Origin of the sequence: Saccharothrix texasensis (assembly GCF_003752005.1) — a bacterium.
GTDB lineage: Bacteria > Actinomycetota > Actinomycetes > Mycobacteriales > Pseudonocardiaceae > Actinosynnema > Actinosynnema texasense.
In genome coordinates this window covers 2,599,989-2,613,344 of sequence record NZ_RJKM01000001.1, presented here as the reverse complement: position 1 = coordinate 2,613,344, position 13,356 = coordinate 2,599,989, and the positions used below count along the sequence as shown (strand labels likewise).

General features: G+C 74.4%; 14 protein-coding genes. 4 read left to right on the top strand and 10 right to left on the bottom strand.

The annotated features are described in order from the left end of the window. Nucleotides 1-71 precede the first annotated feature (71 nt). Entirely contained in the window at nucleotides 72-467 is a 396-nt protein-coding gene (locus EDD40_RS10090; protein WP_123742671.1) for a ChaB family protein, read from the bottom strand. 70 nt (nucleotides 468-537) lie between these two features. Here EDD40_RS10090 and EDD40_RS10085 point away from each other — a divergent pair, with 70 nt between their 5' ends. Next, a complete protein-coding gene (locus EDD40_RS10085) occupies nucleotides 538-1,929 on the top strand; it encodes an aldehyde dehydrogenase family protein (RefSeq protein WP_425471339.1) in 1,392 nt (463 codons plus the stop codon). Here EDD40_RS10085 and EDD40_RS10080 read toward each other — a convergent pair. Both EDD40_RS10080 and EDD40_RS10075 read right to left on the bottom strand, forming a co-directional pair. After that, complete coding sequence (locus tag EDD40_RS10080) at nucleotides 1,887-2,489, bottom strand: response regulator transcription factor (RefSeq protein ID WP_123742669.1); 603 nt, start codon at nucleotides 2,487-2,489, stop codon at nucleotides 1,887-1,889. The genes EDD40_RS10085 and EDD40_RS10080 overlap by 43 nt on opposite strands. After that, complete coding sequence (locus EDD40_RS10075) at nucleotides 2,486-3,631, bottom strand: sensor histidine kinase (protein WP_246037579.1); 1,146 nt, start codon at nucleotides 3,629-3,631, stop codon at nucleotides 2,486-2,488. The genes EDD40_RS10080 and EDD40_RS10075 overlap by 4 nt, the downstream gene beginning before the upstream one ends. Nucleotides 3,632-3,740: 109 nt before the next feature. Between EDD40_RS10075 and EDD40_RS10070 the strand changes: the two genes are divergently transcribed. Both EDD40_RS10070 and EDD40_RS10065 read left to right on the top strand, forming a co-directional pair. Next, nucleotides 3,741-4,655 carry an ABC transporter ATP-binding protein gene (locus tag EDD40_RS10070; RefSeq protein WP_123742667.1) on the top strand — a complete coding sequence of 305 codons (915 nt, stop codon included), beginning with the start codon at nucleotides 3,741-3,743 and terminating at the stop codon, nucleotides 4,653-4,655. Then, the gene (locus EDD40_RS10065) at nucleotides 4,652-5,356 is read left to right on the top strand and encodes an ABC transporter permease (protein ID WP_123742666.1); all 705 of its coding nucleotides are present in this window, start codon (nucleotides 4,652-4,654) and stop codon (nucleotides 5,354-5,356) included. Before EDD40_RS10070 ends, EDD40_RS10065 begins: the two co-directional genes overlap by 4 nt. A gap of 63 nt (nucleotides 5,357-5,419) precedes the next feature. Here the strand turns inward: EDD40_RS10065 and EDD40_RS10060 are convergent, their stop codons facing one another. From EDD40_RS10060 to EDD40_RS10035, 6 genes are all read right to left on the bottom strand, one after another. Beyond that, nucleotides 5,420-6,736 (bottom strand): UDP-glucose dehydrogenase family protein, encoded by a 1,317-nt coding sequence (locus tag EDD40_RS10060; protein ID WP_123742665.1) that lies wholly within the window; start codon nucleotides 6,734-6,736, stop codon nucleotides 5,420-5,422. Continuing rightward, nucleotides 6,694-7,584 carry a glycosyltransferase family 9 protein gene (locus EDD40_RS10055; protein WP_211348131.1) on the bottom strand — a complete coding sequence of 297 codons (891 nt, stop codon included), beginning with the start codon at nucleotides 7,582-7,584 and terminating at the stop codon, nucleotides 6,694-6,696. The genes EDD40_RS10060 and EDD40_RS10055 overlap by 43 nt, the downstream gene beginning before the upstream one ends. Next, nucleotides 7,581-8,660 (bottom strand): glycosyltransferase family 2 protein, encoded by a 1,080-nt coding sequence (locus EDD40_RS10050; RefSeq protein WP_123742663.1) that lies wholly within the window; start codon nucleotides 8,658-8,660, stop codon nucleotides 7,581-7,583. Before EDD40_RS10050 ends, EDD40_RS10055 begins: the two co-directional genes overlap by 4 nt. After that, nucleotides 8,657-10,273, bottom strand: a complete 1,617-nt coding sequence (locus EDD40_RS10045; RefSeq protein ID WP_123742662.1) for a carbamoyltransferase family protein — start codon at nucleotides 10,271-10,273, stop codon at nucleotides 8,657-8,659. Before EDD40_RS10045 ends, EDD40_RS10050 begins: the two co-directional genes overlap by 4 nt. Nucleotides 10,274-10,360: 87 nt before the next feature. Beyond that, the gene (locus EDD40_RS10040; protein WP_123742661.1) at nucleotides 10,361-11,287 is read right to left on the bottom strand and encodes an NAD-dependent epimerase/dehydratase family protein; all 927 of its coding nucleotides are present in this window, start codon (nucleotides 11,285-11,287) and stop codon (nucleotides 10,361-10,363) included. Between the two features lie 100 nt (nucleotides 11,288-11,387). Beyond that, nucleotides 11,388-11,876 carry a winged helix-turn-helix domain-containing protein gene (locus tag EDD40_RS10035; RefSeq protein ID WP_246037578.1) on the bottom strand — a complete coding sequence of 163 codons (489 nt, stop codon included), beginning with the start codon at nucleotides 11,874-11,876 and terminating at the stop codon, nucleotides 11,388-11,390. A 75-nt stretch (nucleotides 11,877-11,951) separates the two neighbouring features. Between EDD40_RS10035 and EDD40_RS10030 the strand changes: the two genes are divergently transcribed. Next, nucleotides 11,952-12,776: an aldo/keto reductase gene (locus EDD40_RS10030; RefSeq protein WP_123747908.1), complete on the top strand. Its 825-nt coding sequence runs from the start codon at nucleotides 11,952-11,954 to the stop codon at nucleotides 12,774-12,776. A 52-nt stretch (nucleotides 12,777-12,828) separates the two neighbouring features. On the opposite strand, the gene EDD40_RS10025 is transcribed toward EDD40_RS10030, so the two are convergent. Further along, nucleotides 12,829-13,338: a DUF2087 domain-containing protein gene (locus EDD40_RS10025; RefSeq protein ID WP_123742659.1), complete on the bottom strand. Its 510-nt coding sequence runs from the start codon at nucleotides 13,336-13,338 to the stop codon at nucleotides 12,829-12,831. Between the last annotated feature and the right edge of the window lie 18 nt (nucleotides 13,339-13,356).

The window sequence follows — 13,356 nt, the reverse complement described above, 5'->3', positions numbered from 1 at the left end:
AATGGCGGCCACCGCCACCGGGCCCGCCGGGGCGCAGCGGGTTGCCGGGGCGGTGATCCCGTGTGCCGGTACTACGACCGGGCCTTGGCGGTCTTGCGGTTGTTCGCCTTGCCGATCGCCTCCACGAGCTGCTGCTTGGTCATGCTCGACCGGCCGGGCACGTCCAGCCTCTTGGCCAGGTCGTAGAGGTGCTGCTTGCTGGCGTTGGCGTCCACGCCGCCCGCCGTCCGGCCCTGCTTCGGCGTGCTGCGCGCGGCCTGCGCGTCGGACGGCCCCTTCTGCGCCTTGGGCTCCCAGTGGTCGCCCACCTTCTCGAATGAGTGCTTCAACGCGGCGAACGCGGTCCGGTGCGAGCGCTGGCCTTCGCCGTAGGTCTGCACGGCCGAGTCGTGCGCCTTGATCCAGGTCCGCTGCGCCTTCTTGGGCGAGCGGGCGACGGTGCTCGGCAACTCCTCACGTCCGGGCATGACTGTCCTCCTCGGGGCTCCGCCTCGGGTTTCACCTCGGGCACGGGGGTACCCGAAGCCCATGACGGACATGCGTGTCGACGCACTCGACGTCCACAGCCCGGTCGACGGTCAGCTGATCGGCTGGCTGCCCACCGCCACGGACGAGGACGTGGCCGGCTCGGTGCTCACCGCGCGTGAGGCGCAACCCGGCTGGGCGGCGACGCCCGCCGCCGAACGGGGAACCGCGCTGAAAGCCGCCGCCCGGGCGATCCGCGAGCACGCGGCCGAACTGGCGGACGTCCTGCACGCCGAGACCGGCCGCCCGGCCACGTCCGCGCTGGACGGTGTGCTGGCCGGTGTGTCCACGTTGGAGCAGTACGCCGAGCTGGGCCCGGTCCACCGCGGCCGGTCGCTCCAAGGCTCGCCCGACGCGGCGGACTTCATGGTCCCCGGGCCGCGCGGGGTGGTGGTCGCGCTGACGCCGTGGAACGACCCGGTCGCCGTCTCCTGCGGCCTGGTCGGCGCGGCCCTGGTCACCGGCAACGCCGTGGTGCACAAGCCGAGCGAGCGCTGCCCCCACACGGGGGTGTTGCTCGCGCAGCTCATGGTCGACCACTTCCCGCCGGGCGTGCTCCAGAGCCTCACCGGCGACGCCTCGGTGGGCGCGGCGCTGGCCGCCTCACCGCACGTGGACGTCGTCGCGCACGTCGGCGGCACGGCGACCGGCCGCTCGATCGCCGCCGCGTGCGCCCGGACCGGCGCGAAGGCGCTGCTGGAGAACGGCGGCAACGACCCGCTGCTGGTCGACGCCGACGTGGACCCGGTGTGGGCGGCCGAGCAGGCGGCGATCGGCGCGTTCACCAACGCGGGCCAGCTGTGCACGTCCGTGGAGCGGATCTTCGTGCACCAGGCCGTGGCCGAGGAGTTCCTGGCCGCGCTGTGCGAGCAGGCCCGCCGCTGGAACGCCGACCCGCAGCCCTTGGTGGACCTCCGGATGCGGGAGCACGTGCACGCCCACGTCGCCGAGGCCGTGGCGGACGGCGCGCACCCGCTGGTGGGCGGCGAGGTGCCGGACCGCGAAGGCGCGTACTACCCGGCCACGGTGCTCGACCGCTGCACGCCGGACATGCGCGTGATGCGGGAGGAGACGTTCGGGCCGGTCGCACCCGTGCGCGTGGTGGCATCGTTCGAGGACGGCCTGGCCGAGGCGTGCGTGGACGAGCACGGCCTGGCCGCGACCGTGCTCACCGGGTCGATGGCGAACGCCCAGCACGCGTGGCGCGCGTTGCCCGTCGGCACGGTGAAGGTCAACGCGGTGTTCGGCGGGGCGCCCGGCGGCGCCGCCCAGCCGCGCCGGCTGTCCGGCACCGGGTTCGGCTACGGGCCCGAGCTGCTGGACGAGCTGACGACGGTCAAGGTCGTGCACCTCGGCCAGGCTCAGATCCACCCCTCGTCCCAGGCCAGCCGGGCGGCTTCGTAGCGGGTGGTGACGCCGAGCTTCGTCATCGCCGACGACAGGTAGTTGCGCACCGTGCCCGCGGCCAGGTGCGCTTCGGCGGCGATCGAGGCCACCGTGCCGCCTTGGAGCGCGTACCGCAGCACGTCCAGCTCCCGGACGGTCAACGGGCACGCGCCCTCGGTCAACGCGGCGGCGGCGATCTCGGAGTCCACGTAACGCCGGCCCGCGTGCACGTCCCGCAGGATCGAGGCGAGCTGCGCGGCCGGCGTCGTCTTGGGCACGAACCCGCGCACCCCCGCGCTCAACGCCCGCCGCAGCACACCCGGCCGCGCGTGCCGGGTCACGATCACCACCGCCACGCCGTCGAGCCCGCGCACCGCCTCGGCCGCCAGCACGCCGTCGCGCCGGGGCATCTCCAGGTCGAACACGGCGATGTCGGGCCGGTGGGCCCGCACCGCCGCGACCGCCGCGTCACCGTCGCTGGCCTGCGCGACCACCTCGACGTCGTCCTCCAGCTCCAGCAACGCCGCCAGCGCGCCCCGGATCAGGTCCTCGTCGTCGGCCAGCACCACGCGGATCACCGGCCCACCCCTGCCTTCCCGACCAGCTCGAACCCCTCCGGCCCGGCCGGGCCGCCCTCGACCCGCCCGCCCACCGCGGCGAACCGCTCGCGCAGCCCGGCCAGCCCCGCGCCGTCCTCGCCCACGTCGTCGGCGCCCGCGAAGTCGGCCGGCACCCCGTCGTTGCGCAGCCGCACGCACACCTGGCCGTCGACCACCTCGATCAGCACGGCGCAGCGCCGCGCCCGGCTGTGCCGCAGCACGTTCGTCGTGCCCTCCCTCACCAGCGCCCCGAACAGGGGCTGCAACGGCGGCGGCACGCCCGCCGCGTCACCCTCGACCGTCGTCTCGATGCCCGCCGCCCGCAGCACGCCCACCGCGTTGGAGATCTCGGTGCCCAGGCTCGCCCGCCGGTAGCCCTGCACGACCTCGCGGGTCTCCTTCAACGCGGTGCGCGCCAGCTCGGCCACCTCGCCCGCGTGCTGCCTGGCCAGCTCGTCGTCCCGGCCGATCAGCCGCTGCGCCAGCTCGCCCTTCAACGCGATCGCCTGGAGGTGGTGCCCCTGGATGTCGTGCAGGTCGGCGGCGAAGCGCAACCGCTCCTCGGCCACGGCCAGCGCCTCGGCGGTCCTTCGGGCCTGGTCCTGCCTCAGCGCCATGTCCCAGATCCACAGCTGGGCCAGGTCGGCGAACACCAGCGCGATGACCATGAACCCGGCCAGGAGCATCGCCGCGCGGGCCTCGTCGCCGCCGAACAGCCCGCCGACCGCGACGGAGAGCACCGCCATCAGGGCCACCGCCGGCCAGCGGCTGCGCGAGGGCAGGATCGCGCCGACGTGCGCGACCACCAGGGCGGGCAGGGTGGCCCAGACGGGCAGGAACCCGTCCGCGCCGCTCGTCACCGCCCACGCCGCCAACGCCACCGCGAACGTCGCCGCGTGCTCCCACGCCGGGCCGTCGCCACGTCCGAGCCCGAGCATGGCCCGCTGCATGTACCGGGCGTGCTGGGCGATCACCACGGCCACGGCCACCGCCAGCAGCGCCGACTTCAGCACGCCGTAGTCCTGGGCGAACAGGTCGAGCACCGTGCCGAGGCCGACCACCACGCCGCCGGCCACCACGGTCCACCACGTGTAGCGGCGGAGCCTGTTCAGGGGAGTCACACCGACGAATCTACGAGCCGGGTCGCACACCTGTCTGCTGACATCTGTCACAGGGACCGGTGCGCGACGGCACTGGGTGCGGCGCCCGCCCGCGACCACGATGGCGGTCATGGGAGAAACGGTGATCGACGTGGCGGACCTCAGGTGCCGCTACGGTGACTTCGAAGCCGTGCGCGGGGTCGACTTCGAGGTGCGGCGGGGGGAGCTGTTCGCGCTGCTGGGCACGAACGGCGCGGGCAAGACCACGACCATGGAGACCGTGGAGGGGCTGCGCGCCCCGTTCGGCGGCACCGTGCGGGTGCTGGGGCTCGACCCGTTCCGGGACCGGGCGGCGTTGCGCTCGCGCACCGGGATCATGGTGCAGGACAGCGGTTTCCCGGCCGACCTGACCGCGCGCGAGATGGTGGCGCTGTGGAGCGTCACGAGCGGCCGGCGCGCCACCGAGGACGTGCTGGAGCGGCTGGACCTGGCGCACCGGCGCGACGTGCGGATCAAGCAGCTCTCCGGCGGCGAGCGGCGGCGGCTGGACCTCGCGCTGGCCGTGCTCGGCCGGCCGGAGCTGCTGTTCCTGGACGAGCCGACGACCGGGCTGGACCCCGAGTCGCGGCAGCGGACGTGGGAGGTGGTGCGCGGGCTGCTGGCCGAGGGCACGACCGTGGTGCTGACCACGCACTACCTGGAGGAAGCCGAGTCGCTCGCGCACCGGCTCGCGATCATGCACGAGGGCCTGGTGGCGGTGTCCGGCGCGCTGGTGGACGTGCTGGCCGCCCAGCCCGCGCGGATCGAGTTCGACCTGCCGGACCGGCTCGACGTGAGCGCGTTGCCGATGCTGTCCGGCGACGTGGTGCACCGGCCGACCGGCCGGGTCGAGGTGCGCACCGGCGAGCTGCAGGACGACATGGCGGAGCTGTTGGCGTGGGCGCGGCGGGAAGGCCTGCGGTTGGGTCGGATCCGGGCGCACCACGCGTCGCTGGAAGACGTGTTCCACAGCGCCCGGACGGGCGAGGAGGTAGTGGCCGCATGATCGCCGCACTGGGCGTGGCCGAGCTGAAGCTCCTGCTGCGCAACCGCACCGCCGCCGCGTTGGCCGTGCTGATGCCGATGGCCGCCGGCCTGTACTTCGCGCTGGCGATGGACGGCGAGCAGACCGGGTGGACGATGGTCGTCACGCTCCAACTGCTGTTCTCGTTCGGGTTCACCGTCTACGTCACGGTGACGACCGCGTTGACCGCCCGCCGGCAGGACCTCTACCTCAAGCGGCTGCGGACGGGCGCGGCGTCGGACGTGGTCGTGCTGACCGGCATCCTGCTGCCCGTGGTCCTGCTGGGCCTCGCGCAGGCGGTCGTGCTGCTGGGCATCAGCGTGGCCGCGGGCGCGCCCATGCCCGCCCGGCCCGAGCTGCTGGCGTTGGCGCTGGTCGGCGGCGTGGCGCTGGGCTGCGCGGCGGGCGTGTTCACCAGCGGGGTGACCGGCACGGCGGAACTGGCCCAGATCACCACCGCGCCGTTCTTCTTCGCCCTGGTCGTCGGCGGCCTGTTCGGCTCGAGCGGCCACGTGGACCTGGTGGTGTTCCTCGTGCCGGGCACGGGCCTGGGTTCGCTGGTCGGCGCCGCGTGGGGCGGCCCGACCGACCAGGTCGGCCCGGCCGCCCTGTCCGTGGTGCTGTGGACGGTCGCCGCCACCGCCCTGGCCGTCCGCTACTTCCGCTGGGACCCGCGCGGGTAGGCGGGGGAGAAGTCGGCGCTCCGGATCCAGGGCGTCACGGTGTGGTGGCCGTCGGGCACGACGTCAGAGTCGATGTGGGTCGGGACCGGTCCTGCCCGGTCGGGCCGGGGTCGGCCGGCCCAGCGAGACCAGGTGGAACCCGGCCTCAACCACCTTCTCGACCGGCAGCAGGTTGCGGGTGTCCACGATGACCGGGCGGGCCATCGCGGCGGCCAGGTTCGGCCAGTCCAGCTCGGCGAACTCCGGCCACTCGGTCAGCACCACCAGGCCGTCCGCGTTCGCGGCCACCGCCTCGGCCGAGGCCAGCACCCGCACCGGGCCGCAGTCCCGCGCGACGCACGGGTCGTAGCCGGTCAGCCACGCCCCCTCCGCCGCCAGCAGCGAGGCCACCGCCAGGGCGGGCGAGTCGCGCAGGTCGTCGGTGCCCGCCTTGAACGTGAGCCCGAGCAGCCCGAGCCGCACGCCGGCCAGCTGACCGCCCACCGCTTCGCGCACCATGGCGACCACGCGGTGCGCCTGGTGGCCGTTGGTGCCGATGGTCGCGCGCAGCAACGGGAAGTCGACCCGCGCGTCCTCCGCCGTGGACAGCAGCGCCCTGGTGTCCTTCGGGAAGCACGAACCACCCCACCCGGGTCCCGGGTCCAGGAACGACGACCCGATCCGGTCGTCCAGCCGCATGCCCTCGGTCACGTCGCCGATGTCCGCGCCGACCCGCTCGCACAGCTCGGCCAGGCTGTTGACGTAGGACAGCTTCATGGCGAGGAAGCAGTTGCTGGCGTACTTCACCAGCTCCGCGCTCGCGCTGCCGGTGACCAGCGCCGGCGCGCCGGTGCCCGCGTACAGCGCGACCACCCGCCGGGCCGCCCCTTCCTCCTCCGAGCCGACCACGACCCGTTGGGGCCGCAGGAAGTCGTCGACCGCGTGGCCCTCGCGCAGGAACTCCGGGTTGGACACCACCCGCACGTCCGGCCGGCCCACCAGGTCCGCCACCCGCTCGGTCGTGCCGGCGGGCACGGTCGACTTGATCACCAGGACGCAGCCGGGCCGAACCGCCTCCCGCGCCTCGCGCAGCACCGCGTGCACCGCGGTGAGGTCGGCCGCGCCGTCCACACCGGTCGGTGTCGGCACGCACAGGAACACGAAGTCTGCCTCGGCCAGGGCCTCGGCGTTGCCGAGCACGAACCGCAGCCGACCGGCCCGCGAACCCTCCGCGACCAGGTCCGCGAGGCCCGGCTCGTACGCGCCGATCTCGGCCCGGCCGAGCGCCGCCACCCTCGCCTCGTCCACGTCGGCGCACACGACGGTGTGCCCGAGCCGGGCGAAGCAGGCCGCGGTCGTCAGCCCGACATAGCCCGCGCCGATGACGCCGATCCTGGCCACGGTCCACCTCCCAGCAGCGATCGCGCGGCGTCGAGCACCTCGTCCGGGGTGATCCGGATCAGCCCCGGGTCGGGCCGGTCGGCGAACGTGTCGCCGGTCGTGCCGTGCCACAGCACGTGGTGCGGCCCGGACCTCGGCCCCCACTCGGCTGGGGGCACCGGGCCGAACAGCACCACGGACGGCGTGCCGTAGGCGGTGGCGACGTGCGCCACGCCGGTGTCGCCGCAGACGACGAGCCGCGCGCCGCCCACCAGGTCGAGCAACCCGGCCAGGTCGCCCGTCCGCGTCCGCCCCGGCGCGACCTCGCGCACCAGCGCCTCCTCGGCGGGGCTGCCGGTCACCACCACGTCCGGGCCCAACGCCCGCGCCACCGCCGCGAACCGGTCGGCGGGCCAGCGGCGGGCGCCGTGGCTCGCGCCGGGGTGCACGACGATCGCGTCGTGGCGGGGCACCGGCGGCAGGCGCAGCTCGACCGGGTCGCAGGCGATGCCGAACTGGCCCAGCAGCCGGCACCACCGCAGCACCTCGTGCTGGTGCCGGGGCCAGGGCACGTGCACGCCGTGCGTGATCAGCCGGGCGGGGTGGGTGGCGCGCAGCAGCTCGGTGCTCCGCGGCCCGCGTCCGTGCAGGTTGACCGCCAGGTCCGGCGACTCGTAGTCGATGGGCACGAGCCCTTCGGTGGGCACCAGGCGGTCGACCGCGTCGATCCGGTCCACCGCGTCGGCCAACCAGCCCGGCGCGGCCAGGGTGATCTCGGCTCCGGGGTGGGCTCGGCGCAAGCCGCGCAGCGCCGGGACCGCGGTCAGCAGGTCGCCGAGGCCGAGTGCGCGCAGGACGAGGACTCTCACGGCCGCCACCTCCCGGTCCCCGGTGCGGGCTCGGCCGTACGTGCCACCGCCCGTGGCTCGCTCCGCGATCGCAGCCGGTCCAGTGCGTCGGCCACCAGCACGACCCGGCGGCGCGGGCCTCCCACCGCGGGCACGGACCGGTGGCGCAGCTCGCCGCGCAACCGGTGCCAGCACGCCGCCGGCGGGATCGCGACGCTGGTCACCACCATCTTCGCCACCTCGTCCCGGGTCCGGGGTCCGGGCGCGATCCGACGCGCGGCGAACCACCCGGTCAACCCGGCCCACGTGCCGCCGAACGCCACCGCGGCCTTCCGCCACCCGACCAGCCCGCAGAGGACCGCGACCGCCCCGGCCGCCGCGGTCGCCACGTGCCAGGGCAGCCGGCCGGGCGCGCCACCGATCCGGGCACGCCACTCGGGCCCCAGCAACCGCCGCACCAACGCGTCGTCGGCGTTGCCGCGCTGCTGCTTCAGGCTGGCGAAGAACCCCGCCTCCCGCACCGGGTGCGTGGTCACCCGGTCGCCGTTCACGATCCGGTACCCGCGCGCCTGCACGCGCAACGCCAGCTCGGCGTCCTCCCGGTACGCGCGCGGGAACCGCTCGTCGAAGCCGCCGGCGTGCGCCAGCGCGGCCCGCCGGTAAGCCATGTCCGCGGTGATCCACCGCGCGTCGGCCAGCCCCGCCGTGCCGCGCTCCCAGTCGGTCGGCGCGCGGTCCGGGGGCAGCGGCACGACGATCCGCGCCTGCGACGCCCCCACGTCCAACCCCAGCCGCGCCAGGTCCTCGGCCAGCCGCAGCTTCCAGTCACGCGGCGGCACCACGTCGTCGTCCAGGAACGCGACCCACTCGCAGCACGCGGCCCGCCAGCCGGCGTTGCGCGCGGCGGCCGGGCCGCGACCACCGGTGCGCAGCACGCGCGCCGAGTGCGTCGCCGGCAGCGGTCCGGGCTCGGGCCGGTCGTCCACCACGATGATCTCGCGCGGCGGCGGGCCGACGCCGTGCTCCACCGCGTCCAGCACGACGCGCAGGCTGTCCCGGCCGACGGTGGGGATCACCACCGCGTAGTCGACGCTCATGACCGCCGCACCACGAACCGGCCGATCGCCAGCAGGTCGACCGGCGCCGAACCGAAGCACTCCAGCGCGTCACGCGGGTCGTCCACCATCGGCCGCCCGGCCGTGTTCAGGCTCGTGTTCACCACGACGGGCACGCCCGTGCGCCGGTCGAACTCGCGGATCACCCGGGCCATCAGCGGCTCGGTCGCCGGGTCGACGGTCTGCACGCGCGCGGTGCCGTCCACGTGCACGACCGCTGGGATCCGGTCACGCCACTCGGGCCGCACGTCGTGCACGAACAGCATGTAAGGGCTCGGCAGCGGTCCCCGGTCGAACAGGTCGGCCGCGCGGTCGGCCGACACCATCGGCGCGATCGGCCGGAACTGCTCGCGCCCCTTCACGTTGTTGAGCCGTTCCAGGTTCTCCGCCTTGCCGGGGTGCGCGAGCAGCGACCGGCGGCCCAACGCCCGCGGCCCGTACTCGCTGCGACCCTGGAACCAGGCCACCACCCGGTCGTCGGCCAACGCCTCGGCCACCGCGACGGCCACGTCGTCCGGCTCTTCGTAGGAGACCTTCGCGGCGCGCAGGCAGTCCTCGATCTCCGCGTCGGTCCACGACCGGCCCAGGTCCGCGCCGGTGAGCGCGGCGGCCGGCTCACCGGCGTCCGCCGCCACCTGCAACGCCGCGCCCAGCGCGGTGCCCGCGTCACCGGCGGCCGGCTGCACCCACACCTCGTCGAACGGCCCCTCGGCGAAGATCCGCGTGTTCGCCACGCAGTTGAGCGCCACACCGCCCGCCATGGTCAGCCGCTTCTGCCCGGTCCGCTCGTGCAGCCACCGGACCAGGTCCAGCAGCACCTCCTCGACGCGCACCTGCACGCTGGCCGCCAGCTCGGCGTGCTCGCGGGTCACCTCGCCGTCCGGGTCGCGGCGCTTGGCCAGCGTCGCCCAGTCCAGCGGCGTGATGCGGAACCCGCCGTCCTCGGTCGCGCGGACGTGCTCGCGCAGCAGGTCCAGGTGCTTGGGCTCGGCGTAGGAGGCCAGCGCCATCACCTTGTACTCGTCGCTGGAGCGCAGGAAACCGAGGTGCTCGGTCAGGTCCTCGTAGAACAGGCCCAGCGAGTGCGGCAGGTGCTGCGCGGCCAGCGTCTCCAGCCGGTGGCCGCGGTAGCTGCCGGCCAGGTGCGAGCGGCACTCGCCGCGGCCGTCGTTGACCAGCACGGCGCAGTCGCCGTCGAACGGCGCGGCCAGGCCCGCCGAGGCGGCGTGCGCCACGTGGTGCGGCACGAACCGCACGATCGCCGGGTCCAGCCCGGGCAGCGCGGTGGCCAGGAAGTAGGGTGCGCGGCGGGCGTACTCGGTGCGCAGGTCCTCCCACGGCACGTCGCTCGGCTCGACCAGGTCCGGGTCGTAGGAGTAGGCGACCGCGTCGAGGTCGGCCGGGGTCAGCCCGGCGTGCTCGAGGCACCAGCGGGCGGCCTGCTCGGGCTGTTCCCACGCGGAGAACGGCACCGGCCGCTTGCCGTGCTTGCGCCGGGAGAAGCGTTCCTCCTCGGCGGCGGCCACCACCTCGCCGTCCACCACGAGGGCGGCGGCGGGGTCGTGGAAGACCGCGTTGATTCCGAGCACCCGCACGGCTTTCCCCTCTCGCTCAACTCCTGTGTGGACCGACTCCCGCACGGACCTCGTGGAATGGGCCCGTCGCGGACCGCTGTCGGACGACTACCCGACGAGTTGCCGGTCAAACGAGCGCCGCAGCCCCTCGTCCAGCCCGATCTCCGGCTGCCAGCACAGCACCCGCCGGGCCAGCGAGATGTCCGGTCGGCGGCGGCGCGGGTCGTCGGTCATCGCGTCGACGTGCTCGATCGTGGAGGTGCTGCCGACCAGCTCGACGACCTTGCGGGCCACCTCCAGCACGGTGACCTCCTCGGGGTTGCCGAGGTTCACCGGACCGGGGTGGTCGCACTCCGCCATCGACAGCAGTCCGCGCACCAGGTCGTCCACGTGGCACAGCGACCGGGTCTGCGCGCCGTCGCCGTGCACGGTCAGCGGCTCGCCGGCGCGGGCCTGCCGCACGAACGTCGGGATCATCCGGCCGTCGTCGGGGCGCATCCGCGCGCCGTAGGTGTTGAAGATGCGCACGATGCCCGTGTCCACGCCGTACTCGCCGCGGAACGCGCTGGTCATGGCTTCGCCGAAGCGCTTGGCCTCGTCGTAGACGCTGCGCGGGCCGACCGGGTTGACGTTGCCCCAGTACGTCTCGCGCTGAGGGTGCTCCAACGGGTCGCCGTACACCTCGCTGGTGGAGGCGATGACGATCCGCGCGTTCTTGCGCCGCGCCAGCTCCAGCGCGTGCAGCGTGCCGAAACCGCCCGTCTTGAGCGTCTCGACGGGCATGCGCAGGTAGTCGACCGGCGACGCCGGGCAGGCCAGGTGCATCACCAGGTCCACGTGGCCGAGCAGGTCGAGCGGCTTGGTCACGTCCTCGACCACCACGCCCAGCCTGGGGTCGTGGGGCAGGTTGTCCGGCGACCCGGTGCGGAAGTCGTCGACGCACACCACCCGCGTGCCGCGCTTGAGCAGCGCTTCGCACACGTGCGACCCGAGGAAGCCGGCCCCGCCCGTCACCACCGCTCGTTCGAATCCCATGAGCTGGGCCTACCCGTGGAGCCGGCGAGTAACCACTACTCGCCCGAGGAGCACTCGCCGGTGTCCGGGACGGCGGTGGCGACCGGCCGCAGCCGCCGCGTCACCGGCCGACCGGCGTCTCCCGCTCCACGACGACCTCGCCGGCGTGGTCGACCCGGTAGCCGACGCCGCGCACGGTCGTGATGACGGACGCCGCCTCGCCCAGCTTGTGCCGCAGCCGCCGCACGTGCACGTCCACCGTCCGGGTGTCCCCGATGCCCTTCGTGCGCCACACGCTCGCCATCAGCGCGGTCCGCCGGTGCACCCGGTGCGGGTTCGCGCACAGGTGGTGCAGCAGGTCGAACTCCAGCCTGGTCAGCTCCACCGGCACGCCGCGGCGCAGCACGCGCCGCGAGTCGGCGATGATCCGCAGCTCCGGCTCGACCCGCGCGACCGGCGGGTCGAGCACCACGTCCGCCTCGGACAGGTCGAGCGCCGAGCGCAGCGCCTCGGCCAGCCGTCCCGCCGCGTCCGCGACCCTCGGGCCGGTCGCGGAGACGCGGACGACCACCCTCACCTCGACCTCCGCCACCTCGGGCAATGCCGTCACGGTGGTGATCGGACCAGTGGGGCGGGACGCCGGTCAACGCGTTCCAGCACGTGGGAGGCGTTGACAACGGGCATGATGAGGCCCATGAGGACCATCACCCTGAACAACGGCGTCACCATGCCGCAGCTCGGTTTCGGCGTCTTCCAGGTGTCCACTGAGGACACCCGGGGCGCGGTGACCGAGGCGTTGCGGGTCGGCTACCGCAGCATCGACACGGCCGCCGCCTACCGCAACGAGGAGCAGGTGGGGCGGGCCATCGCCGACTCGCCCGTGCCGCGTGACGAGATCTTCGTGACCACCAAGCTGTGGAACTCCGACCAGGGCTACGACGAGGCGCTGCGCGCGTTCGACGCGAGCGCCGAGCGGCTCGGCCTGGACCGGGTCGACCTGTACCTCGTGCACTGGCCCGCGCCCGAGCAGGACCGGTACGTCGACACCTGGCGCGCGCTGGGCAAGCTGCACGCCGACGGCCGGGTGCGGGCGATCGGCGTGTCCAACTTCCAGCCCGCGCACCTGGCGCGGATCGTGGACGCGACCGGCGCGGTGCCCGCGGTGAACCAGGTCGAGCTGCACCCCCGGCTCCAGCAGGCCGAGCTGCGGGCCGTGCACGCCCGGCTGGGCATCGCGACCGAGGCGTGGAGCCCGCTGGCGCAGGGCGCGCTGCTCGCCGACCCGGTCATCACCGGGATCGCGGAGAAGCACGGTCGCACGCCCGCGCAGGTCGTGCTGCGCTGGCACGTGCAGCTGGACAACGTGGTCATCCCCAAGTCGGTGACGCCGAGCCGGATCGCGGAGAACTTCGCCCTGTTCGACTTCGAGCTCGACGCCGAGGACATGGGTCGCATCCGGGAGTTGGACCGGGGCGAGCGCACCGGCCCCGACCCCGACACCTTCGGCTGACCGGCCGGACAGCGGACGATCCCACCACCGCACGTCCGGCCGGTGCGACGACCTAGACGCTCACCGGGCCGCCGGTGCGCCAGTACACGCCGGCGTCCCGGCTGAGCAGCCCTTCGTCCACGAGGTACCGGCGCACGGTCACGTGGTCGACCTCACCGCCGTCGCACCACCTCTTCAGCACGTCCACGACGTCCCGCTCGGGGTACCGTCTACCCGGCTCGAACGCGGTGCTCACCTGTTCGAGCACCGCCCGCCTGCGCCCGCGCTGCGCGGGGAGCTTCACCAGCCGCCCATCCCGCACGAACGGGTCCTCCTGGGCCCGGTTCGCCTGGTCGACCCGGGTGGCCTCCTTGAACAGCTCCTCGCGCAACCGCAAGCCCGACCCGTCGGTCACGACGAGGCCCGCCGACCGCAGCCGGCGCAACGAGTTCTCGACCCGCCGGGCGTCCAACCCGGTCGCCTCGGCGATGTCCGCCGCGGTGCGGGCGCCGAGGACCAGCGCGGCGGCCACGCGCAACCGCTCGGGTTCGGCCAGCAGTCCGATCAGTGCATCAGGGTTCACGCTTCGAGCTAACCGAAG